The sequence below is a fragment of the Acinetobacter lactucae genome (genome assembly GCF_013122135.1).
In the GTDB taxonomy this organism is placed as follows: domain Bacteria; phylum Pseudomonadota; class Gammaproteobacteria; order Pseudomonadales; family Moraxellaceae; genus Acinetobacter; species Acinetobacter lactucae.
In genome coordinates this window covers 2,812,989-2,836,514 of the sequence record NZ_CP053391.1, presented here as the reverse complement: position 1 = coordinate 2,836,514, position 23,526 = coordinate 2,812,989, and the positions used below count along the sequence as shown (strand labels likewise).

Sequence of the window (23,526 nt, the reverse complement as noted above, 5' to 3'; positions counted from 1 at the left end):
AAAGACCCCATATAGGCGGTCTTGAGAATTCTGAATGGCGGCTATTGTAGCACTATTCATGGTGCTTTTTTTCGCAAAAAAAGCATTAATTCACGTGATCTGATTTGAAGTTTTAATTTGATAAAAAATATAAGGCTATTTATAGAATAAGAAGAGTTAAATGAAGTATCGTTCTTAAATTAATGGATTGACCATAAGCTCCGATAAATTTCTTTGCATGGTCATCCAAAATTATTAAAAAAGTATTAAAGTACTATGCAACAAGTTGCAAAAACTATTGGGACGCAGCATGACAAGTTACGCCAATTTATTAAAACCATTACATTTAGGCTTTACCACCATTAAAAACCGTGTGGTGATGGGATCCATGCATACGGGGCTTGAAGACCGTTTTTACAATTACCCAAAACTGGCAGCTTATTTTGAAGAGCGTGCAAAAGGTGGGGTTGGCCTGATTGTGACTGGAGGAATTTCTCCAAACCGACAAGGTTGGCTACTACCCATGGGTGGAACCATGAATGGTTTAACCGATATTCCACAGCACCGTTTAGTTACCCATGCTGTGCATAAGCATGGTTCAAAAATTTTAATGCAAATTTTGCATGCCGGCCGTTATGGTTATCAACCTTTTGCAGTGTCTTCTAGTCCGATCAAATCGCCAATTTCACCATTTAAACCGCGTGAACTATCTGACAAAAATATATTAAGTACGATTGATGACTATGCACATTGTGCTGACATTGCCAAAAAAGCGGGCTATGACGGCGTTGAAATTATGGGCTCGGAAGGTTATCTCATTAACCAGTTTTTAAGTAGCCATGTGAACCAGCGTACTGACCGTTGGGGCGGTAATATTGAAAACCGTATGTGCTTTCCAGTTGAAGTCGTAAAGGCGATTCGTGCCAAAGTCGGCGAAAAATTTATTATTTGTTTCCGCTTGTCGTTGCTCGATTTAGTTCATGACGGCAACACTATGCAAGAAGTGGTGACTGTTGCAAAAGCTTTAGAAAAAGCGGGTGTCACTTTATTAAATACCGGCATTGGTTGGCATGAAGCTCGTGTTCCCACCATTGTCACGTCTGTGCCTCGTGCAGCTTTTGTCGATTACACGGCGCATGTAAAACAGCATATTTCTATACCGATTATTGCGTCAAACCGAATTAACATGCCTGAAACTGCCGAAGAAATTTTGGCAACTGGCAAAGCAGATATGGTTCAAATGGCGCGTCCTTTATTGGCCGATGCATTTTGGGTAAATAAAACTGCGACTAACCGCGTTGATGAAATTAATACCTGTATTGCGTGTAACCAAGCTTGTTTAGACCATGCTTTTAAAAATAAGCGTGTGTCATGTTTAGTGAATCCGCGTGCAGGGCATGAAACGGAACTGGTCTATTTAAAAACCAAACAACCTAAGCGAATTGCAGTTGTAGGTGGCGGTGTAGCGGGAATGTCCGCAGCAACCGTTGCGGCAAGCCGCGGTCATGCGGTTACTTTATTTGAAGCAACGGCGGAAGTAGGTGGTCAATTTAACTTTGCTAAGGTTGTACCAGGTAAAGAAGAATTCCACGAAACAATTCGCTACTTTAAAGTCCAACTCGAAAAAACTGGGGTGGATGTACGTTTAAATACTCGCGTGAACCGTGAGCAGCTTGAACGTGAAGGTTTTGATGAAGTGATTGTTGCAACGGGTGTAATTCCACGTGCATTAAAAATTGAAGGAAGTAATGCACCGCAAGTCCTTTCCTATGCTCAAGTTCTAAAAGGAGCAGAAGTTGGACAAAAAGTTGCAGTGATTGGTGCGGGTGGCATTGGTTTTGATGTGTCTGAGTTTTTACTTAAACCGCCACATCAACCACAGCCTCAACCTTTAGCCGAGTGGCAACGTGAATGGGGTGTGGATCCAGACCCAAACTACATTTCTGAAGGTGGAATGCAGCCGCCAGTCATTGAACCAGCAATCCGTGAAATTTATTTATTGCAACGTAAAACAACACCACTCGGTATTGGCCTTGGCAAAACTTCGGGTTGGGTCCATCGTGCACAGCTTAAAAAACATGGTGTCCGTATGTTGCGTGGTGTGCAATATAAAGCAGTTACCGACGAAGGGCTTTGGATTGAGCATAATGGTCAAGATCAGCTTTTACGTGTAGACACGGTAGTGGTGTGTGCAGGCCAAGAGTCGGTAAAAGACTTGATGCCAAAAGAAGGTGAGTCGACGATCGCGAACTATCATATTATTGGTGGTGCAAAGCTCGCAGCAGAGCTAGATGCTAAGCGTGCGATCAAAGAAGGAGCAGAATTGGCTGCCCAACTGTAAAATTGATGAAACAATATGCACTTGAACACAAAGCGGTGATTTTTTTCTTGAATAAAATGAATAAGCTTTGTATTCTTACGCACATGGAAGCGTGGCAGAGCGGTTTAATGCACCGGTCTTGAAAACCGACGAGGGTGTGAGTCCTCCGTGAGTTCGAATCTCACCGCTTCCGCCAAATTCGAAAAGCCCCTGTGAAAACAGGGGTTTTTTTATGCCTAGAATAAAAATTACAACTCGATTTAGCTTAAATATTGCTAACAAATCCTGAAAATTTCATATAAATCAAATAAGTACATATTTTAATCAAAATTGCTATCTTTATATAATATATTTTATGTTTTCAATATCTTAGCAATAAGAGGTCTATATATCAGAATCGAACAAGTTATTTGTAGAATATTCATTTATTGATATATGATGAGGCCATATTTAGAAACTGATTCAAAACATAATTCTATCGTTCAGCGAGTAAGTTCAAGGAAGGAATAATGCTGAATTCAGTCTTCTAAACCCTATATCTGGATATTATTTCCACCCAAAAATTGCATTTGACCCAATGGTTGGTAATGTCTCACTCTTTCGTAGAGTAGGCATTTCCTAGTTTAGGATATATCTATGAAAAAATTATTTAGTGTCCTGTTCAGCGCATCTGTACTAACACTGTCTGCATGTAACAAACAACCTGCACAAACTGAAAATACTGCTCCAGCTAAAGACAAAACTGAGTTGGTACGTACAATTAAATTGGTTTCAACAGGTTCGGATACTGACGTATGGAAATACGTTGCAACGCTTCCTGAAACTGCTCAAGCGGGCATTAAACTCGAAGTGACTAACCTGACTGACTACGTTGTGCTTAATACATCTGTAGCAAGTGGTGAACAAGACGTAAATGCGTTCCAGTCATTCAACTATTTGGCAGCTTATAATGCTTCAAATACTGCTAAAGTTGCTGCTGTTGCGACAACTTACCTAGAGCCAATGGGTATTTATGCAAATAAAGTTAAATCTGTTGAAGAGTTCCCGCAGGGCGCGACCATCGCTATTCCAAACGATACTGCCAACGAAGCGCGTGCTTTAACATTATTACAGTCTGCTAAACTGATTAAACTTAAACCGAACTTTGACCCTGTAAAAGGAACTACAAACGACATTGCTGAAAATCCTAAGAATTTGAAATTAAAACCAATTCAAATGACTACGGCAGTTCGTGTTAAAAACGATGTAGATGCGATTGTACTCGGTAATACATTGGCGCTTGAAGGTGGCTTAAATGTAATGAAAGATGCGATCTTCCGTGAGCCTATTGATCAGTCTACTAAGCTTTATGTGAACTTATTGGGTGTTGCTGAAGCAAATAAAAATGACCCAATCTATACGAAACTTGGTGAGCTTTATCACTTACCTAAAGTTCAAAAGTTTGTGAGCGAAAAATTCGGTGGCACTAAAGTTGAAGTGAACAAACCTGTTTCTGAGTTTACTGACATCAAATAAGTAATTTTTTAATTAAAATTATTTTTAAAAGCTAAGTCACGGTAATCGAGACTTAGCTTTGTTTTATTTAGTACATTGTATTTTGATTAAAATTTATTAAGTGAATTATTTATGGCTTTCTTTAATAATATATAATCACAATATGATTGTTGAATACATAAGAACATCAAGTTAATGAAATACACAAGTGAACAAATTAAAAAAGCTTTATTGCTTACTCCATTGCCATTACTTTTATGGCATTTCTTTTTTAAATTTATGGATGTGGATAACGTTAGACTTAGCTTAGATATCTTTTCTGTATTTTTTCTTGGTATTGTAGGTTATAGTCTTGTTTATTTAGCTTATTGTATTTTGACCGTACCCTTTAGCTTTATTTTTTCCATTCTTTTAAATCATTATACTTATCTTAACATCTGGACTATCTGTATTAATTCGGTAATTATTACCTCGCTATTTTTCTTTTTCTTAAGATGGCTTTTTACAGGAGAAATTTCTCCAAAAATAAATTATATGGAATCTATGGAGGGAGAAGCATCTCCAAAATGGTGGATGATGTATACCGATATATCTTTTATTATATTCATATTATTTCCTGGTCTATGTTATTGGGGATTTTTAATTCTTCTTAAGAAGAAACAATCAAAGATTATTAGAGGTCACTTTTCAAACTATTTCTAAAATCAACATAATTTTCCCTTATAGAAAACACTTGCATACATTCAAAGCAGCATATCACTAAGCTGCTTTATAAACCCCCATTTAACAATAACTCTCTCATTATTTACCCTTACTTTTTAATCATCTAATTTAAAGCAAATGTCATTTTGTGTGCTTGACTGTAAAAGGGCGGAGCACTATCCTTTGCCTGCTGGCCTACATTGCCAGTCGGTTTTAGCAGACCGTTCCGAAAAGCATTAAAAGAGCAATCTTTTAGTGACGAACCCTCGTGCCCCCTCTGCGGCGGAACGGGAGGGGGACACCTTCGGGTGTGCTGGGTTTTTTCGGCCAGTCTGCTAACCCCCTTTCGTTCTGCCACCATAATTTTAATGACTTGGCAGAACTCCCAATAAAAAGGAGTTGGCTTTGCACATTCATTATTTCTTGGCAGCCTTTGCCAAAGTCTATATCGACACAACTTAAACGTTAAAGCGGTTTGATGGCCCTTGGGCTTTTCAGGCTTTAAATCGTCACGACTAAAACTTAGCAACAATAAAATTTGAGATGTGCCAAGCACAGTCTTCACGGCTTTGCTGTGCCTTTTTTCTCCCAAAAAAGTATCTCACCTACAACAAGAACTTATTTTAAAACGGTAAAAATATGCCTCATTCAGAAATATCTACCAAAAAATTACAAGTTATTTGTACTTCAATACAGCTATTTAATCTTTACGGATTTCACAATACTGGGGTAAACCTTCTGATCAAAAAATGCAAAATTCAGAAGGCAACTTTTTATAATTATTTTCAGTCCAAAGAGAGGCTCATTGAAAGATGCATAGCCTTTCAAAAAAGTCGGCTAAAAGAAGAAGTGCTGGCAATTATTTATTCGCATCGCTACCCAAATTCCCACGATAAACTCAAAGAAATTTTTCTTTTACATGTCGATTTAAATAGCTTTTACTTTTTGCTATTTAAGGCCATTTTTGAAATAAAACTGCTTTATCCGAGAGCCTATCAAATGGCGATTGACTATAGAAAATGGCTGCTACGAGAGCTTTTTGATCTGATATTTAGTTTAGAAAGTCGTGGCTTGAAACCCGATGCTAAGATGATTTTATTTATGATTGATGGTGCAATCATCCAACTTTTAGAACCGAATAAAGCTGGTGAAAGGGAGAAGTTGTTGGATTATTTTTTTACTCGATGGTTAAATTGTTAGATTAATTGATAGTCTTTTTGTATATAATATGTATTCTTTATATTTTTTAATCATTATAGAGTAAATATGAAAAAAATATTAATCATTACTACTTTGAGTTCTTTCAGTTTAATTGCTTGTTCAACTACTGAAACTTCAAGAACGATACAAAGCCCACAAGTAACTGTAGCTACATCACAAATTAAATATACGGGAGTAAAAGCTCCAGTTTCGATTGGTAAATTTGATAATCGCTCTAGTTATATGAGAGGTGTTTTCTCTGATAATGTAGACCGCCTAGGCGGACAGGCGAAAACTATTCTTGAGACACATTTACAGCAAACTGGTTATTTTACAGTTTTAAATCGTGACAACTTATCTGAGATTAAACAAGAAGTTGGTTATAGCAATACAAGTCAATCTATTAAAGGCGCTCGTTATGTTATTACTGGTGACGTATCTGAGTTTGGTCGCAAAGAAGTAGGTGATCAGCAATTATTTGGTATTTTAGGTCGCGGTAAACAGCAAGTTGCTTATGCAAAAGTTAATTTAAATATTGTTGATGTAAAAACATCAGAAGTTGTGCATTCAGTACAAGGTGCGGGTGAATATGCATTAGGTGCTCGTGAAGTATTAGGTTTTGGCTCTACAGCTTCTTATGATTCTACTTTAAATGGCAAGGTACTAGATTTAGCTGTTCGTGAAGCAGTTAATAATCTTGTGACAGATATTCAAAATAACCGTTGGTCAGTTCAATAATTTTGGATATGTGTTAAATGAAAAAAATTCTTTTAAGCAGTTTTCTTGCTATGGGATTGGTTGGTTGTGCCGCTGGTCCTCAACCTTTATATAATTGGGGAACTTATACTCATCAAACTTATTTGATGTATAGCGCACCTGAGAAAGCGACACCTAGTACGCAAATCACAAAATTAGAAGCTGAAATTGAAAAAACTAAAGGTAAGGGCTTAGCTGTTCCACCAGGTTTATATGCTCATTTAGGATTATTATATTTGCAAGAAAATAACTCTCAAAAAGCAATCGAGTATTTCCAACTTGAACGACAAGTATATCCAGAATCTACAGTTTTAATGGATCGTTTATTGCAAAAAATGAATGCTAATGGTGGGTATACAAAATCATGATGAAGAAATTTCTAATTGCTGGTTTGGTTATTTCTAGCCTTGCATTTACGGGATGTGCTGTTACTCCACCGCCTAATAAAGATATTACGGCTTATAAAGCTCATATGCCAAAATCGATTTTGGTATTACCGCCAGTCAATGATTCGCCTGATGTGAAAGCGACTTATAGTTATTGGCCTACTGTAGTGGCACCTGTTGCAGAAGCTGGTTATTACGTTTTCCCCATCTCTGTCGTAGACAATATGTTTAAAGAGAATGGTGTAACTAATGGCAGTGATGCTCAGTCTATTGCACCTCAGAAATTACAAGAGATTTTTGGTGCAGATGCAGCTTTATATATTCGAATTAAAGAATATGGTTCTAAATATCAAGTAATTCAGAGTGTCGCGACAGTAAGTGCTGATGCAAAGCTTGTTGATTTAAAAACTGGAGATGTGATTTGGACAGGTGAGAAAAAACTTGTTCAAGCAAGTAATGATGGTAATGCGGGTTTAATCGGAATGGTCGTTGGTGCTTTAGTGGAACAGATTGCTGGCAGCTTAACTGATCGCGCTTATCCATTAGCGAGTATGGTAAATACTCAACTTTTTACCCCGACTAATTATAATCCGGGTATGGGGTTGTTATATGGCCCACGTTCACCAAAGTATCAACAAGATGGAGTAGTAGCTAAGTAAATTAAAGTCTTAGCTAAAGTGTTACTTTATTAAAAATAGGCTGCTTCATATATTAATTATATGGAGCGCTATATAAAAAATTATTATTCCAGATGGTTTATTAAATTTTTTGGTTAGACAGGAGAGCTAGAGCAACTAGTTTTCCTGCTTAACTCGTTTTACTTCTTTTGCTTAAAACGATACTTACATTTCAAGCAGCGATAGTCTTGAAAAATATTTTTATCGATCATTACGCCTGCTTTTTTACCAAAAATATTACCAACGACACCGCCAGTAATTCCTGCACTAATGGCACCAACAAAAGTCCCTACAGTTCCACCAACAATCACACCTAAAGGGCCAGCAACAGTACCGATAGCTGCTCCAACAGTCGCGCCAGTTGCTGCACCGCCTACCGTACCTGCTGTTGTGCCAGCAGCTGTCAGTAAAACACCGCCAGTTGTTCTAAGTAATTTGTCATGGTCACGTGCTTCAATTTCTGTAGAACCACACTTAGGACATTGCAGAGCTTTTTCCATAAAATTTCCTGTCTTCATCATTGAGTGACACAGTTGAGGGCTAAATCAGTAAAGTGGGTAAAGAGCCTGTCTTGCGATGCAGTATCTTTTGCCTATTGAGTGATCGTAACGATAACTGGTCTGCTTTGATTTTAGCTGAACATTGACACAAATATTTATAGATCATGTAAACACTTGTACTTTAATAATTATCTCATTAAATACCAATGTTTAGAATGACTAAGGTTTACATATCCATGTGTCTAGCAGAGAGCAATTCAATAATGATGAATAGAATGTGAATGGTTTTTTGAATAGATTTTCTGAAGTTGCTCAGGGTGACGAACTGTTAAATGATAAAAGGCTTATCCTGTTTGAATAAGCCTTTTTTGAATACTAGAGTGCTTTTTTCCAACTCAGAAATTTATATAGTCCAAACATGAATGTAATCCAGATTGGAATTAAAATAACAGATTTTTCAAACCCTTTAATCCACATGATATATAAAATCATGCCGATAAAAATCAAAACAATATAGTTACTCAAAGGTGAAAACAGAGCAGGGAATTTGGCAACTTTATTTTCAAGTTTCATGGCGCGTTTAAACTTTAAATGAGTAAAGCTAATGATTGCCCAGTTTAAAACTAGTGCAGCTACAGCCATGTACATGAGATAGCTTAAAGCTTGTTCTGGGATAAAATAATTCAGTAATACACAACCAAAAATTAGTATAGAAGAAAAGATAACAGCAGGTGTTGGAACCCCTTGTTTACTTACTTTTGTAAAAATCTTGGATGCGTGGCCCTGTACTGCGAGTCCGTATAACATACGGCTGTTTGCATACATACCGCTGTTATAAACCGACAGTGCAGCCGTCAAAATAATAAAGTTAAGTAAATGCGCTGCCCAGCCAATACCAAGATGGCTAAAAATCATCACAAATGGACTTTTATCTAAACCACCGAGGTCAAGCTGATTCCAAGGAATGAGCGACATAATGATGGCAAGCGAAGCCACATAGAAAATTAAGATTCGAAAGATGACTTGGTTAATGGCTTGTGGAATGCTTTTTTCAGGATTTTCGGCTTCAGCGGCAGTCATCCCGATCAGTTCAATACCGCCAAAGGCAAACATTAGGAAGGCCAGCATATAAAATAGGCCCGAGAATCCATGTGGGAAAAATCCGCCATGCTGCCATAGGTTTGCAAAGCTAGCGATAGAATCATTACCTGCGGTAAGCAATAAATATAAGCCAAACACGATCATGGCAATAACCGCTACAACTTTAATAATGGCTAACCAAAACTCGGATTCACCATAAAACTTAACATTGCCTAAGTTCAAACACGTGACTAAAACAAAGAAAAATAAGGCTGATATCCACGCAGGAATGTGGGGCCACCAATAATGCACATATTTAGCAACTGCTGTCAGCTCGGTCATCGCGACCAGAATATAGACCACCCAATAGTTCCAGCCCGATAAAAAACCAGGAAATTTGCCCCAATATTTTTGTGCAAAGTAACTAAAGGAACCAACCACAGGTTCTTCTACGATCATTTCACCCATTTGGCGCATAATTAGAAATGCGACCAAACCGACAATGGCATAACCTAAAATAATAGAAGGACCAGCAGACTGGATGACTTGTGCAGAGCCTAAAAATAAACCTGTCCCGACAGCACCACCCATGGCAATTAACTGGATATGGCGATTTTTAAGTCCGCGTTTTAATTGGGAAGATGAATTGCTCAAAATATATGCGCTGAATAAAAAAGCTGGCGCTATTGTAATAGATTGGCTAGGGATAACCTAGTTTGAAAAGGATTTTACTCAGCTAAATAAAAAGGATCCATATAAAGCTATACGAATCCTTTTTTTGAAAATTGGTTATTTTATAAATTAGAAAGATACCATTTTGCCCGGATTAATCATTGCGCCGATGCCATACATACTTTTTGCGAGCGGAATAACAACGGGTGCAAGGGTACGACCAAACATAATATTTTGATGATCAATTTTAGATAACATTTCAAAATCTTTAGATTGCCCAACAAAGTCATTCGCAATAGCTTTACCAATACGTACCGTCTGTGCAACGCCATGACCACTCCAGCCGTGAACAGCATAAATTGGGAATTTATTGCCAAACTTACGGCTATCGACAGCGCCATTTACGGTTAAATCAGTGGTTCCACTCCAGACAAAATCCATTTCTAGATTTTTAATTTGCGGGAACACGGTATGAATGCGATGCTCTAGATAATTTAAAGTTTTCTCTGGACCCCAGCATGTTCCTGTGCCTTGGCCACCAAATAGTAAACGGTTGTTAAACACTGGGCGATAGTAATCAATCTGGAACTGAGTGTCATAAACTGGATGCCCAAATGGTAAAAGCTCTTTTGTATCAAGCTCTAGCGGGGCGGTCGTTGCAACATAGGTATAAAACGGAATAGTGGTATTGTTTTGCTCTGATAAAAGTTTAAACGAAGCATGGTGTACTGCCAATACCACAGATTTTTTAGCTTTCACGACAGCAGTTGCTGTTTGAACATAAATACCATCTGCTTTTTCTTCTATTGAAAGGACTTCTGTTTGTTCATAAACAGTACCGCCATTTTGGCAAAAGCCATAAATTAAACCGCGGTTTAAAGCTAAAGGATGGATTTGTCCACCCAACTCATCAATTAAACCACCTGTGTAATAATCAGACTTAATAAAGTCCATAAGTTCGTGTTTACCCACAATACGGGTATGGTCTTCACCTAAATATTTTCGTGCATCGGCGCCTTGTGTTAAACCAACCAAATGTCCTTCATGAACAGCGGCAGTAATGTGACCATGTTTTCGGTCAAAGTTGAGTTGGTATTTTTCTGAGATGTCATCAATCAGCTGCATGGCTTCCGTAGAGGTAAAATGCCAGAGTTTTTTTGCATCTTCATAACTCAAGCGATCGGCCATTTCTTGGGCTTCCCAACGAGCTAGACCAGGGGTGAGTTGTCCACCATTTCGACCAGAAGCTGCGCTACCTACACGGTTTTTTTCTAATAAAACGGTATCTACACCTTGTTCAGCTAAATGTAAGGCCGTAGATGAACCCAATAAACCACCGCCAATAACCACCACATCGCATTCAATATCAGCTTTTAAACTGTCAAAGGTATGCCAATCAGAAAGTGAGCTTTCATAGTAGTTTGCTGGATTATTTGCCGATGCACCTTCTACAGTTGTTGCGTCAAATTTTGCATGCTTTGGATTTAACCAACTCCACTCTTTGCCCACTTGTAGAGATTTACTTGGTTTATATTCCACGTCTTTTAAAAGTTGAGGTTTAGAAATAATTTTCATGACAAAAGTTCCTTAAAAATTAATAAGCATTACTAATAGCAATGCTTTGTTTTTTAATCGTTTTATAGATAAATAAAAGAATGCCCAAAGCTAACCAGAAACATCCAAAAATCAGTGAAGATGAGTCCAGATTTAGCCAGAGGCAAATAATGCTGATCACAGAGATAAGCGGTAAAAAGAGGTTTAGAAATTTATTTTTAAACCCTGAGCGCTGTTTATCTTTAATATAAAACTTCATAAAAACTGAGAAATTTACGGCTGTAAAAGCGACTAGCGCACCAAAGCTAATCAGGCTGACGACTTGGGCTAAGTCTAAAAAAACCGCGGACATTGAAATAAGACCAACAAATAAAACCGAAAAAAACGGTGTACCTAAGGAGATGTGAATTGTCCCAAAATACTTTTTAGGAAAAATATTATCGGTGCCCATTATATACAGTAAACGTGAAGCACTGGCATGTGAGGCAAGGCCAGAGGCGACAGTGTTCATAATTTGCCCGCATAAAAATACGGATTGGAAAAAAGCACCACCAACGTAAAGCACAATTTCAGGCAACGCTTCTGAAGGGTGTTGAAAACGAAGATTGTTTGGAAAATAAAGCTGAATAAACCAAGCGGCTGTGAAGAAAATAAGCCCACCAGCGAGAGTCGTTAACATGACTGCGCGAGGAATATTTTTGGTGGGTTGTTTGGTTTCATTAGAAAGCGTAGTAACCGCATCAAAGCCCAAAAATGAAAAGCACAAAACTGAGGCACCGGCAACGAGGGGGAGTAAAGATTGGTGCTCATGCCAGAGTGGCGCCAATGTAAGCACATGCTCATAACCTTGGGTCGAGCCAATACCCTTAATCACTAAATAAACAAAAATGACCATGAGGATAATCGGAGCAAACACAAACACGAGGCTTAGGTTGGCAAGTAGCCGAATGCGGAAACAATTCACTAAAGTGACTAGGCCCGCCGATACAAGCACCCAGAACCAGTAAGGCAGACTAGGAATGAGTGCGGTGAGATAAATTGCAGCAAGTAAAACATTAATGAGAGGTAATAACAAATAGTCGAGTAGGGAACACCAACCGACAAAAAAACCGCTTTTTGGCCCTAAACTTTCAGCTGTATAACTGTATGCCGAGCCTGATTTTTCTGAATTTTGACTAAATCTTGCATAGCTCCAAGCGGTGAGTAACATGGCGCCAAGTGCGAGTAAATAGGCCAGTGGTACGTGTCCATTGGTAATTCCAGAGACGATACCAAAAGTATCGAACACCGTCATGGGAGTCATGTAGGCAATACCAATAATGGTAACTTGCCAAAGAGACAGTTTTTTTAAGGAAGACGTTTTATTTTCCATGTCATTTCAACCTCAAATTCGTTGTTTTGCTTTTCATCCGGAAAAGCGATGCTATTTTTGAGCCAAAACTTCCCCTAGACCTGAATAAACACGTCTATTTGAAGAAAGTTTGTACAAAAGTGGGTGGCTGTTTTGCCTCGGTGATGCCCTAAAGCAAAGTCAAATATTTATATTTTTTGGCTTCACTCTAGATCACGACTAGTTGAAAAGATTGACACGGTCGTGACAAAACCTGCTCAGGGCTTTGGCCTTTAAATAATGTGCCTGTTCTGATGGTGATGTCATTTGAAGTAATCACTCGAGAAGAGTCGTTAATCACAATTGCTTTTTGTTTTATGTTTTTAAGCTTCGGCATAAGAATTTTTTCGAGTGCGGAAACTAAAATATCGGTAGCAATTACACCGATAAATTGATCACGAATCATGACTGGATGGGCAAGGGTGATGGTGTATGCGCCATTGCAAATATAGTCGACATATGGCCCATGGATGCACGGACTTTTATTTTGAGCAGGTTTATGGAACCATTCAAAAGAGCGGAAATCTAAAAATCGCTGAGCATTTTGATAGTTTTCAAGCTTGGCTTGCTGTAACTGATCTTCTTTTTTATACCACCATTCGAGTGTCCAATAATCTTGCTCTTCTTGCGTTGCAGGGCTATAACTTGCAAAACCAATGCCTTGACTATAATGGCTTTCCTGTAAGGCCTTTTTAATTTCCTTTTGCAAAGCTGTGCGTTCTGAACCTGAAAGCTTAACGTCTTTGGTTTTTTCAGGTTCATGTTTTGAAAGAATTTTACTCGCTTTAGCTGCCAGCTTTTCTGTAATGGTTGTCGTTTCTTCAACCACCGTCTTTAACAAATTTTGAAGCTCTTCTATATCTAAATGTTGGGTCATTCCTATAACTCCTAAAATTCCGTATTTCTCACTCGATATTTTATAAGTGCTCTACTTTATTGTTTTTATTCAATAGATAACTTATATCGAAGCATTTGGTCTGTTAGCATCGAAATGATTTTTCGCGCTTGAATAACAGCATCATCTTCATTGCCTTGAACAAAAGATGATAAAAGTTGGTGGTATTGAGCGACGACCAGTTGATGAAATTGATCATCTTGGTAAAGCACAGCAATGAGCGGTGCCCATTCGGCTTGTATGGTTAACTCTTGATTTGCCAGTCGAGCTGATTGAGCAAAAGAGGTAAGTGTTAACAAACAACGTAAATCAAGTTGGGCACGTGTGTCTGGTTCAACGGCCTGTTCAAATTGATCAATAAGCTCTTTGATTTTACCCAGTTCATATTCAGTAGTTCTTTGTGCTGCCAAATATGCACCATGACTTAAAATTGCACTATGAAACTCGCCTAAATCAGCTAGATATTCATTGGAAGCTTGACGTAGAGGATGCTTGTTTAAGAGTAAATCGGAAGGTAACTCACAAACAAAGCTTCCACCGTTTCGCCCGCGTCGTGTATCAATCAGACCCTTTACGCGTAAAGTATTTAAAGCTTCACGTACGGTAATGGGTGACACTCCCATTAAGCGAGCTAGATCCGCCTCGTTAGGAAGTTGTTCATTGCTTTTAAGCAATCCAGAGATAATTGCATTTTCCAAGCGTTCTACAACTTGTTCCGATCGAGTTGCCTGAGCGATAGGTGCAAAAATTATCGTATATGCTGACATGGCGAATTCTCTAAAAGCTAAGTCAGAGACTTAGCTTAATGAAACGGATAAATGATTAAAACACGCCATATTGATGGACTGCCTGTTCATCTTCAGGCACAGCTGGTATTGCATCCCAAAGTTCAACAATTTTGCCATTATCGACTCGCCATAATTCAAAATAGGCATGTCGATTTCCGGCAATACTTCCTTCGGAATGTGTCAACACAAATTGACCATCAGCAATGGAGCGATGCGTTTTGGAGTATACCAAACCTTGTCCTTCATTACGGATATTGTTCAAAAAATCAATGACTGCTTTAACACCATCGCCAATGTCCGGACTATGTTGAATGAACTGATCGTCGTGAGTGTATTCTTTAAATGCTTCGTAGTTGCCATCAATTAATGACTTCTTAAAGAACGAGGTCACAATCTCACGATTTTTCTCTGGGTCATGGTGAGTTACGATTTCGGTTGGGCCATCTAATTGTGTTCTACCACTCACATTTGGTGCGGCTTCTGCCACAAGACCGTCCCAATGTTCCACAATTTTGCCATCTTTCACTCGGTAAATATCAAACCCAACCAATGGGTTCTCATCTAAGCCTTGAAAGCGGCCATGAATTGCAACCAAGTCACCATCTGCCAATACACGCACAGCTTCATGTTGCATGTCAGGACAGTCTTCTACCAATTGGCGAAGGCCCGAAATGCCATTTGCAACGAGTGGTGAGTGCTCTATAAAGTCTTCAGAAAAATAACGGTCTAAAGCAGTGGTGTCGTGCAAATTAAATAGCTCGTGATGGGCTTTAGTCACCAAGTCTTTCATTTCTTGCTTATTCATTTTGATCTCCTTTCAAAACGCATTGTTATTATTCGTTTGAACTCATCACATGTTTAACGCGAGTATATTCTTCAAAACCGTAGCCAGATAAATCTTTACCATAACCTGATTTTTTGAAACCGCCGTGTGGCATTTCTGCGGTTAAAGGAATATGGGTATTAATCCAAACTGTACCGAAATCAAGTTCACGAGAAAGACGAGTGGCGCGGGCATGGTCTTTAGTCCAAACACTTGAAGCTAAGCCATATTCAACATCGTTGGCTTTTTCAATCGCATCATTTTCATCTGTAAATTTCTGAACGGTAATCACTGGTCCAAAAATTTCATTTTGGATGGCTTCGTCGTGTTGTTCTAAACCACTAATCACAGTTGGTTCAAAATAGAAGCCTGGGCGGTCTGCTTGCTTGCCGCCTGTTTCGACTTTGGCGTGAGCAGGTAAATTGTCGATGAAAGCTTTAACATTCTTTAATTGATTGGCATTGTTAAGCGGACCATAAAGTGCGTCTTGATCATCAGGTTCACCGAAACGGGTATTTTTTGCAGCTTCAACGAGCTTAGCTAAAAATTCATCATGAACAGATTCAGCCACAATTACACGTGTTGCCGCAGTACAGTCTTGTCCTGCATTGAAATAGCCCGTTAAAGCAATCATTTCAACTGCTTTATCAAGATCGGCATCTTCAAAAACCACTACAGGTGCTTTACCACCAAGCTCAAGATGCGCTTTTGCTAAATTTGCTGCGGCAGAAGCTGCAACTTGTAATCCGGCACGAACCGAACCTGTAATAGAAACGAGTGCAGGGGTTTTATGTGATACAACTTTTGAACCAACCTGAGCCTGACCTAACACTACGTTAAATGCACCTTTCGGGAAAAATGGTGCAGCAATTTCTGCCAGTAAAAGTGTACTTTCAGGCGTGGTATCACTTGGTTTAAGTACTACTGTGTTACCCGCAGCCAAAGCTGGAGCAATTTTCCAAACAGCCATCATGAGTGGATAGTTCCAAGGTGTGACTTGGCCAACTACACCGACTGGTTCGCGGCGAATAGAAGAGGTTAAACCTTCTAAATATTCACCTGAAGCTGTGCCATTGAGTAAGCGGGCAGCGCCTGCAAAGAAACGAACCTGATCTGCTGAGGCACCCACTTCTTCAGATGCAATTAAGTGTTTTAACTGACCGGTATTACGGCTTTGAGCTTCAATTAAACGCTCTGCATTTGCTTCAATCGCATCTGCCAAATTTAATAATGCTTTTTGACGAGTCGAAGGTGTACTACGTCCCCAAATTTTAAATGCTTCTTTTGCAGCAGCATAAGCTGCATCAACTTCTGCCTCGGTTGCATTCGGTGATTGTGCATAAACTTCACCAGTCACTGGGCTTACCAAATCGAAGTAATCAGATCCTTTGCTAGCAACATATTCGCCGTTAATAAAGTGTTGTAGTTGAGTTTTAGCCATTTTTTATACCTTGTCCTTAGGTTTTAACATATAACATATAACATATAATACTATATGTATTATGTTTTAAATTTTCTGTCAAATGCTTTGATAAGAGGAGTGGTGGAAAAAGTTGGAATTTAAATCAAATTAGATTTTAAGTTTTTGATTTGATTATTTAAAAAAAATTAAAAATTTATTGAAGTTTTTTAGAGCAGGTTTATTGTCGTAATAGCTTTGTAGATTTGACGAAAGACAATAGAAGAATTTTTATAATCGAGAGCAGTTTGATGAGCATAAACCCTATGCTTAGCTCATCAGTTTTTTGTTTTATGATTTGAAATTCAGACAGATGATTAGGTCTTATGACTCGCAAGCAGAATGCTGGTTTCACTATTATAAATACCTGAAATATTTCTAATTCTCTCTAAAACTTTATCGAAGTTTTCTAAAGTGTCAGAGCGTAGCTCAACCAAAATGTCCCATTTACCATTGGTTTTATGCAAACATTCCACGGCACTTTCTAGGCGTAGTTCTTTAATTACGGATTGTGCCTTGGTGCCTTCAACCATAATGCTCATCCATGCACGGATGACGTTGCGTTCAGCATTGGGTTTAAACCGTACCGTATATCCCGTAATGATGCCTGAAGACTCTAAATATTCGATTCTCTTTTTGACCGTTGCGCGTGAAACGTGAACTTTTTCGGCTAACTCAGTAACAGACATCCGTGCGTTATCTTTAAGTAAACCTAAAATAATTTGATCAATGTTATCCATATTGTAATTGTCAATTATCAAATTGGTAAAAAATAATTCATTTTTTACTGAATTACAAATTTTGTGAATCAATTTGATTTTGAATAATAGGGTCATCAGTTAAGCCTAATAATTCAATTTAATGGACTAGATAAGATGAATAATTTTGCAGTTTCTCGTAGTGACTTTAATGAGTGGATGGTTCCAGTTTTTGCACCGGCAAATTTCATTCCGGTACGTGGCGAAGGTTCACGTATTTGGGATCAAGAAAATAAAGAATATATCGATTTTGCAGGCGGGATTGCAGTAAACGCATTAGGTCATGCGCATCCAGTGGCAGTAAATGCTTTATCAGAACAAGCAACAAAACTTTGGCATGTAGGCAATGGTTATACAAATGAACCCGTTCTACGCCTTGCAAAACAACTCACCGAAAATACATTTGCCGATAAAGTATTCTTCTGTAACTCAGGTGCAGAAGCCAATGAAGCAGCACTCAAACTAGCTCGTAAAGTTGGTTTAGACAGTGGTGTTGCTGGCAAAAGTGGCATTGTGGCATTTAACAATGCATTCCATGGTCGTACCTTATTTACCGTTTCAGCAGGTGGTCAACCTAAATATTCACAAGACTTTGCACCACTTCCAAATGGTATCAACCATGTTACCTTCAATGATTTAGACGCTGCAAAAGCAGTCATTAATGAACAAACATGTGCTGTGATTGTTGAGCCGATCCAAGGTGAAGGCGGCGTTATTCCTGCTGACATCGAATTTTTAAAAGGTTTACGTGCACTGTGTGATGAATTCGGTGCTTTACTGATTTTTGATGAAGTACAAACGGGTGTTGGCCGTACCGGTGCACTTTATGCCTACATGAACTCTGGTGTCATTCCGGATGTATTAACTACTGCAAAAGCATTGGGTGGCGGTTTTCCAGTCGGTGCAATGTTAACAACCGATAAGTTTGCCCCGCATTTTTCAGTGGGTACACATGGTACGACTTATGGTGGTAACCCGTTAGCAAGTGCGGTTGCTGGTGCAGTGTTTGAGTTTATTAATACGCTTGAAGTACTGAATGGCGTTAAAGAGCGCCATGACTACTATAAAAATGCTTTAAATAAATTAAATGAAAAATATGAAATCTTTGAAACGATTCGTGGTGAAGGTTTACTGATTGGTTGTGCCTTAAAAGACAAATTTGCAGGTAAAGCAAAAGACATCAATAACCTTGCGGGTGAAGAAGGTTTGCTGAGTCTGATTGCTGGTCCAAACGTTGTACGTTTTACACCATCTTTAATTATTCCATTTGCTGACATTGATGAAGGTTTGCAACGCTTTGAACGTGCACTTGCTCGCTTTGTTGAAATTCAAAAGGATGAACAAGCAGCATGATGATTATTCGTTACATCGAACCTAAAGATGTTAATGATCTTTACCTGTTGGCAAAAAAAGCGGGTTTTGGTTTGACATCTTTGCAGCCTAATATGGAAAAACTTGCTGCTCGTATTGAGAGGGCGTGTAAGACAGTCACAGGCGAACTCCCAAAGGCAGATCAGGTTTACCTATTTGTTTTAGAAGATACTGAACTCAACAAAGTTGTCGGTGTTTGCGGTATTGAAGTCGCACTTGGTTTAAAAGAGCCTTGGTATAACTTCCATGTAGGAACACAAGTTCATGCTTCTGAACCGTTAAGTGTTTATAACGCTTTACCGACTTTGTATTTGAGTAATGACCATACCAACTGTAGTGAGCTTTGTACTTTATTTTTAGACCCTGACTATCGCTTAAATAAAAATGGCAAATTTTTATCTAAAGTACGCTTCTTGTTTCTGTCAGCTTTTCGCCAATATTTCGAAGAAACGATTGTTGCTGAAATGCGCGGCTATTCTGATGCAAATGGGCAATCACCATTTTGGAATGCGGTAGGGCATAAGTTTTTTAATATTGAATTTACCAAAGCCGATTACTTAAGTGGTGTCGGGCAAAAGGCTTTTATTGCTGAGCTGATGCCAAGACATCCACTCTATGTCGATATGTTGCCGGACGATGCTAAAGCTGTGATTGGCATTGTTCACCCAAATACTCGACCAGCCTACAATCTCTTGCTTGAAGAAGGACTGCGCTATAAAGGCTATGTCGATATTTTTGATGGCGGTGCGACGTTGCAAGCAGATATCGAAAATTTAAGGGCGATTAAAGAAAGTCAGTCCGTAACGGTACAAGTCGAACAAACTGAAAATATCGCTGTAGGGGATGAATCTTACATTGTGGCCAATGATGACTATGAAAATTATCGCGCCATTCTTGTGTATAGCCAGCCTCATCAGAACATATTGCAGTTAACAAAAGAACAGGCAAACCAATTGAATGTTGAAAATGGCTCTTTAGTTCGGGTGCTAAGTATTCATGTTAAACAAGTTTCGAGTCCAGAAGTGGTCAATAAACTCAAAGCCACTGAACATTTTCGAATGGCTGTTAATTAAGCGGAAATTACTACACATTTCACCAAATTTAAGAAGGAATACTATATTATCGCTAGCGCAAGATGGGTATATGGATAAATACAATCTTGCTCGCTGAGCTGAGATTAATTAGCCTGTTTTTCTATATAAAAGTTAAATCAATAAAATATTTAATTAGTTTATATATTTTAAATGTTTATCGAAATTATATTTTGGAAATCAGGCTAATATAATAATGAAGGAAAGGAATGATGAATAATTTTTATTGTTATAGGTGATGGCTTTTAAAAAGGAATTTATAAGGTCTTAAGTGATTTAATAATATTTTAGAATGGTTTAATGGACTAAATTAATAATCATATAATTTGTTTATTATTAAAGCATTTACGACGGTTGCTATAAATTGGAGTAAATATTACATGAGTAAGAATAACGGAAAGCAGTTCCTGGAAGGAGATCTTCTTGGTAGTCAACATATGACTGAGCAAGAAGAAGAGAAATTGCAGCGCTCATTGACAAATCGTCATATTCAAATGATCGCAATCGGTGGTGCAATTGGTACTGGATTATTTATGGGTTCCGGGAAAACATTAAGTGTTTCGGGTACTTCAATTGTTTTAACCTATTTAATTATTGGTTTCTTCTTTTTCTTCGTGATGCGGGCAATGGGTGAATTGTTGCTTGCGAACACTAATTTTAAAACATTCGCCGATTTTGCAACGGCTTATCTAGGTCCGTGGGCGGGGTTTTTCCTTGGTTGGTCCTACTGGTGTAACTGGATTATTACAGCTATTGCCGATGTAATCGTGATCGGAGGGTACATGCAGTTTTGGTATCCCGATTTACCCGTCTGGATTCCGGCATTTACTTCATTGGCCATCTTAACCATACTCAACTTTGTGGCCGTTCGGCTTTTTGGTGAACTTGAGTTTTGGTTCTCACTCATCAAAATTACTGCAATTATTCTATTTATTCTGGCTGGTATTTATTTAATTGGGACCGGGTTTACTTCTCCAAATGGGGTTAAGGCTTCAATGAGCCATTTGTTTGAAACAGAATCAATGTTTCCTTATAGTGTAACAGGTTTCTTGGCAGGTTTTCAAATTGCTATATTTGCATTTGTGGGTATTGAGCTGGTTGGTACGACTGCTGCTGAAACTAAAGATCCGCATAAATCACTTCCAAAAGCGATTAACTCTATTCCTTTACGTATTTTATTATTCTATGTAGGCGCGTTGGTTTGTATTATTGCAGTCACATCTTGGGCAAAAGTTTCACCAGAAAAGAGCCCATTTGTGGAAATGTTTACTTTGGTCGGGTTACCAATTGCGGCAGGTTTAATCAACTTTGTTGTTGCGACTTCAGCTTTATCTTCTGCAAACAGTGGAATCTTTGCGACCAGCCGTATGTTATACGGTTTGGCTTTAGACAACGATGCCCCTAAAAGCTTTAGTAAGCTGTCAAAAAGAAAAGTTCCAATTCGCGGACTTATATTTTCAATGGCGTGCGTAACGGTTGGAACATCTATTTTATTTATTGTGCCTAATGTTATGACTGCATTTACGATTATTTCAGCGCTCACTTCAATTTTATGTATTTTTACGTTTATGTTGATAGTGCTTTCATATATTTATTATCGTAAGAAAAGCCCTGAACTACACATTCAATCTCAATATAAAATGCCAGGTGGTTTATTTATGGCATGGATGACCATGTTATTTTTAGTGTTTACTATCGTAATTTTGGCTTTGGACCATGATACTTTAATTGCACTTGAGTGCTCACCAATCTGGTTTATTGGTTTATTTATTGCGTATAAATATAAAAAGAAAAAGATGTTGCAGCTTGATATTTTAAAATCACAAAAGGTTGATTATATTTAAGCTAGAAGATGAAATGTTTTTAAAGCTAGGCGTGTGTCTAGCTTTTTTATTTTAAAAAGTAGGAACTGATTGAAAGATAAAACTTAAAGAAGAAGGTTAACTTAAAGAGATAGGTGATATGTAAGTTAAATTTGAAAAGAGATATGATAAAAAATTATAAATGTGGTTATATATACTACTTATAGAGTTGCTAATTACTTAAAAAATAGTTGAGAAAGAATAATGTTTGAAATAATCCCATATGTGGGAACTAGTTTAATTAAGTTTGGTATGAAAAGAGAAGAAGTAAGAAAGTTTTTTTCTGAGTATGAGCTTAGGGTCTTTGGGAAAAATTTTTCTTCTGATGGTTATGAAGAAGTAGGTATTAATATAGATTATGATAGTACTGATAAAGTTATAGCATTAGAGTTTTATGAACCTGCTCAAATTCTTTTTAAAGGTGTAGAATTATTTAATCTTCCTGCATCAGAAGCTTATAAGCTAATGGCTTCATTCGATAAAGGTATTGCTATTGATGGGGATGGTCTAACTTCATTTAAATTTGGGATAGGTTTTTATGAGCCGATTATGAAGAAGAACCATTTTTACCAGTTGAAGCAATCATAATATTCATAGAAGGATATTATGATTAAAATTATAATGATAGAAATAGATGTTTGAAAATATATATAATTCAAAAAAAATCTTAAATAAAAAGGAAGTATAGTAGATAAGCAAAAAATTATAATAGACTATTTAGATCACAATAATGAACTATCAAAAAATTTAATATGGGGAGAGATGTACAGGACTGATCAATACTTTATTAGGAGTATTCCTTTCTTTGCACCTAACCTTGCATTTGATGATCTTATTCAGGTTGAAATAGATGATGAAACATTCTATTTTGATGATTTAATAAAGCCATCTAACAATTCAACATTAAGAATTGTATTTCTTAATAACGATATTAAAGGTATTGAAAAAATATTAACTACTTTGGAATCTTATTTGTGTGGTTGGGAAGGCTTTGAAAGTAGACACTATTATGCAATTAATATACCTAAAAAGGTTGATTATGCTCTAATTAAAAAATATTTAGATGATAGGGAGGATTTTCTTGATTATGAGGAATCATGCTTGTCGGATAAGTATTTAGGAGATTTATTTTAGTTTTTATATCTATTTAAAAAATAGTAAATGAAAGAAAGGAGAAAATAATCGTAAATAATATTAATAAGTTAAATAAATAATTTTTTGTTTAATCTTAGGTGCAGTAATTTTGGGTTGAATATTTTGGAAAAAATTATAGTGATAATGAAGAATTGTGGAATATCATTTGTGAGAGTTAGTTTTTTAATTTTTATGGTACGTAATAATGAAATTTAATATGAAAAAAATACTGATAATAATAGCTTTATTAGCACCACTTATGTTGATAACAAACTATATAGCAAATAGGCTTTCTAAAAATAATGAAATCTATATTGATCAAGTCTTTAAGCAAGATATAGAACTACGTAATAAATATGGTGATATAACACAATATAATTTACGTAAGGCTGGGAAATATTTTGGAGGTGATGGTGGTGAGCAAAGCTATTATTACTATACATATTCTGTTAAAGGAAATATTACTAGCGGATTGATTAAATTGAAACTTTTTGAAAATGACCAAAAAAAGATTGATGGGTATACAATAGAATTTATTAAATGAATTTTAAAAATTAATAGCTGTGGTCTATTTTTTTAATTATAAAACAGATAGTTGTGCAGTGATTTGCCATTGTTTGGGTGAAGTTGTATGG

At 37.4% G+C, this 23,526-nt stretch carries 21 protein-coding genes, 1 tRNA gene and 1 pseudogene; 14 read left to right on the top strand and 9 right to left on the bottom strand.

The window, feature by feature from the left end; translation table 11 throughout:
• Window positions 1-289 precede the first annotated feature (289 nt).
• From HLV59_RS13290 to HLV59_RS13255, 8 genes are all read left to right on the top strand, one after another.
• Window positions 290-2,320 carry an NADPH-dependent 2,4-dienoyl-CoA reductase gene (locus HLV59_RS13290; RefSeq protein ID WP_171430159.1) on the top strand — a complete coding sequence of 677 codons (2,031 nt, stop codon included), beginning with the start codon at window positions 290-292 and terminating at the stop codon, window positions 2,318-2,320.
• 85 nt (window positions 2,321-2,405) lie between these two features.
• Window positions 2,406-2,495: transfer RNA gene (locus tag HLV59_RS13285), tRNA-Ser, on the top strand.
• A 440-nt stretch (window positions 2,496-2,935) separates the two neighbouring features.
• A complete protein-coding gene (locus tag HLV59_RS13280; protein WP_016144690.1) occupies window positions 2,936-3,814 on the top strand; it encodes a MetQ/NlpA family ABC transporter substrate-binding protein in 879 nt (292 codons plus the stop codon).
• Window positions 3,815-3,988: 174 nt separating this feature from the next.
• A complete protein-coding gene (locus tag HLV59_RS13275; protein WP_171430158.1) occupies window positions 3,989-4,495 on the top strand; it encodes a hypothetical protein in 507 nt (168 codons plus the stop codon).
• Between the two features lie 639 nt (window positions 4,496-5,134).
• Window positions 5,135-5,695: a TetR/AcrR family transcriptional regulator gene (locus tag HLV59_RS13270; RefSeq protein WP_171430157.1), complete on the top strand. Its 561-nt coding sequence runs from the start codon at window positions 5,135-5,137 to the stop codon at window positions 5,693-5,695.
• Window positions 5,696-5,761: 66 nt separating this feature from the next.
• On the top strand, window positions 5,762-6,433 hold the full coding sequence (locus tag HLV59_RS13265) for a CsgG/HfaB family protein (RefSeq protein ID WP_031947714.1): 672 nt from the start codon (window positions 5,762-5,764) through the stop codon (window positions 6,431-6,433).
• A gap of 17 nt (window positions 6,434-6,450) precedes the next feature.
• Window positions 6,451-6,819, top strand: coding sequence for a DUF4810 domain-containing protein (locus tag HLV59_RS13260; RefSeq protein ID WP_031947715.1), 369 nt, complete (start codon window positions 6,451-6,453; stop codon window positions 6,817-6,819).
• Window positions 6,816-7,496, top strand: a complete 681-nt coding sequence (locus tag HLV59_RS13255; RefSeq protein WP_163120194.1) for a DUF799 domain-containing protein — start codon at window positions 6,816-6,818, stop codon at window positions 7,494-7,496. Before HLV59_RS13260 ends, HLV59_RS13255 begins: the two co-directional genes overlap by 4 nt.
• Before the next feature lie 158 nt (window positions 7,497-7,654).
• Here the strand turns inward: HLV59_RS13255 and HLV59_RS13250 are convergent, their stop codons facing one another.
• The 9 genes from HLV59_RS13250 to HLV59_RS13210 form a co-directional block, all read right to left on the bottom strand.
• Window positions 7,655-8,014 carry a hypothetical protein gene (locus HLV59_RS13250; protein WP_016141827.1) on the bottom strand — a complete coding sequence of 120 codons (360 nt, stop codon included), beginning with the start codon at window positions 8,012-8,014 and terminating at the stop codon, window positions 7,655-7,657.
• Window positions 8,015-8,389: 375 nt separating this feature from the next.
• Window positions 8,390-9,748, bottom strand: a complete 1,359-nt coding sequence (locus tag HLV59_RS13245) for an amino acid permease (RefSeq protein WP_171430156.1) — start codon at window positions 9,746-9,748, stop codon at window positions 8,390-8,392.
• Between the two features lie 147 nt (window positions 9,749-9,895).
• Window positions 9,896-11,341 carry an NAD(P)/FAD-dependent oxidoreductase gene (locus HLV59_RS13240; protein WP_171430155.1) on the bottom strand — a complete coding sequence of 482 codons (1,446 nt, stop codon included), beginning with the start codon at window positions 11,339-11,341 and terminating at the stop codon, window positions 9,896-9,898.
• A gap of 19 nt (window positions 11,342-11,360) precedes the next feature.
• Window positions 11,361-12,692: an APC family permease gene (locus HLV59_RS13235; RefSeq protein ID WP_171430154.1), complete on the bottom strand. Its 1,332-nt coding sequence runs from the start codon at window positions 12,690-12,692 to the stop codon at window positions 11,361-11,363.
• Window positions 12,693-12,879: 187 nt separating this feature from the next.
• A complete protein-coding gene (locus HLV59_RS13230) occupies window positions 12,880-13,587 on the bottom strand; it encodes a cache domain-containing protein (RefSeq protein WP_171430153.1) in 708 nt (235 codons plus the stop codon).
• 65 nt (window positions 13,588-13,652) lie between these two features.
• A complete protein-coding gene (locus tag HLV59_RS13225; protein WP_001277426.1) occupies window positions 13,653-14,372 on the bottom strand; it encodes a FadR/GntR family transcriptional regulator in 720 nt (239 codons plus the stop codon).
• Between the two features lie 55 nt (window positions 14,373-14,427).
• Window positions 14,428-15,198: a nuclear transport factor 2 family protein gene (locus HLV59_RS13220; RefSeq protein ID WP_016802970.1), complete on the bottom strand. Its 771-nt coding sequence runs from the start codon at window positions 15,196-15,198 to the stop codon at window positions 14,428-14,430.
• 28 nt (window positions 15,199-15,226) lie between these two features.
• Complete coding sequence (locus tag HLV59_RS13215; RefSeq protein ID WP_171430152.1) at window positions 15,227-16,657, bottom strand: gamma-aminobutyraldehyde dehydrogenase; 1,431 nt, start codon at window positions 16,655-16,657, stop codon at window positions 15,227-15,229.
• A 335-nt stretch (window positions 16,658-16,992) separates the two neighbouring features.
• Window positions 16,993-17,415: an Lrp/AsnC family transcriptional regulator gene (locus HLV59_RS13210; RefSeq protein WP_002120489.1), complete on the bottom strand. Its 423-nt coding sequence runs from the start codon at window positions 17,413-17,415 to the stop codon at window positions 16,993-16,995.
• 135 nt (window positions 17,416-17,550) lie between these two features.
• On the opposite strand from HLV59_RS13210, the gene HLV59_RS13205 reads away from it, so the two are divergent.
• The 6 genes and pseudogenes from HLV59_RS13205 (at window position 17,551) to HLV59_RS13180 (ending at window position 23,435) form a co-directional block, all read left to right on the top strand.
• A complete protein-coding gene (locus HLV59_RS13205) occupies window positions 17,551-18,786 on the top strand; it encodes an aspartate aminotransferase family protein (protein WP_171430151.1) in 1,236 nt (411 codons plus the stop codon).
• Window positions 18,783-19,877, top strand: a complete 1,095-nt coding sequence (astA, locus tag HLV59_RS13200) for an arginine N-succinyltransferase (protein WP_171430150.1) — start codon at window positions 18,783-18,785, stop codon at window positions 19,875-19,877. The genes HLV59_RS13205 and astA overlap by 4 nt, the downstream gene beginning before the upstream one ends.
• 398 nt (window positions 19,878-20,275) lie before the next feature.
• Window positions 20,276-21,739 carry an amino acid permease gene (locus tag HLV59_RS13195; protein ID WP_216606723.1) on the top strand — a complete coding sequence of 488 codons (1,464 nt, stop codon included), beginning with the start codon at window positions 20,276-20,278 and terminating at the stop codon, window positions 21,737-21,739.
• Window positions 21,740-21,961: 222 nt separating this feature from the next.
• Window positions 21,962-22,371, top strand: a pseudogene (locus tag HLV59_RS13190) (hypothetical protein).
• Between the two features lie 70 nt (window positions 22,372-22,441).
• Window positions 22,442-22,891 (top strand): DUF4265 domain-containing protein, encoded by a 450-nt coding sequence (locus HLV59_RS13185; RefSeq protein ID WP_171430629.1) that lies wholly within the window; start codon window positions 22,442-22,444, stop codon window positions 22,889-22,891.
• Between the two features lie 205 nt (window positions 22,892-23,096).
• Window positions 23,097-23,435 (top strand): hypothetical protein, encoded by a 339-nt coding sequence (locus HLV59_RS13180; protein ID WP_062849032.1) that lies wholly within the window; start codon window positions 23,097-23,099, stop codon window positions 23,433-23,435.
• Window positions 23,436-23,526 lie beyond the last annotated feature (91 nt).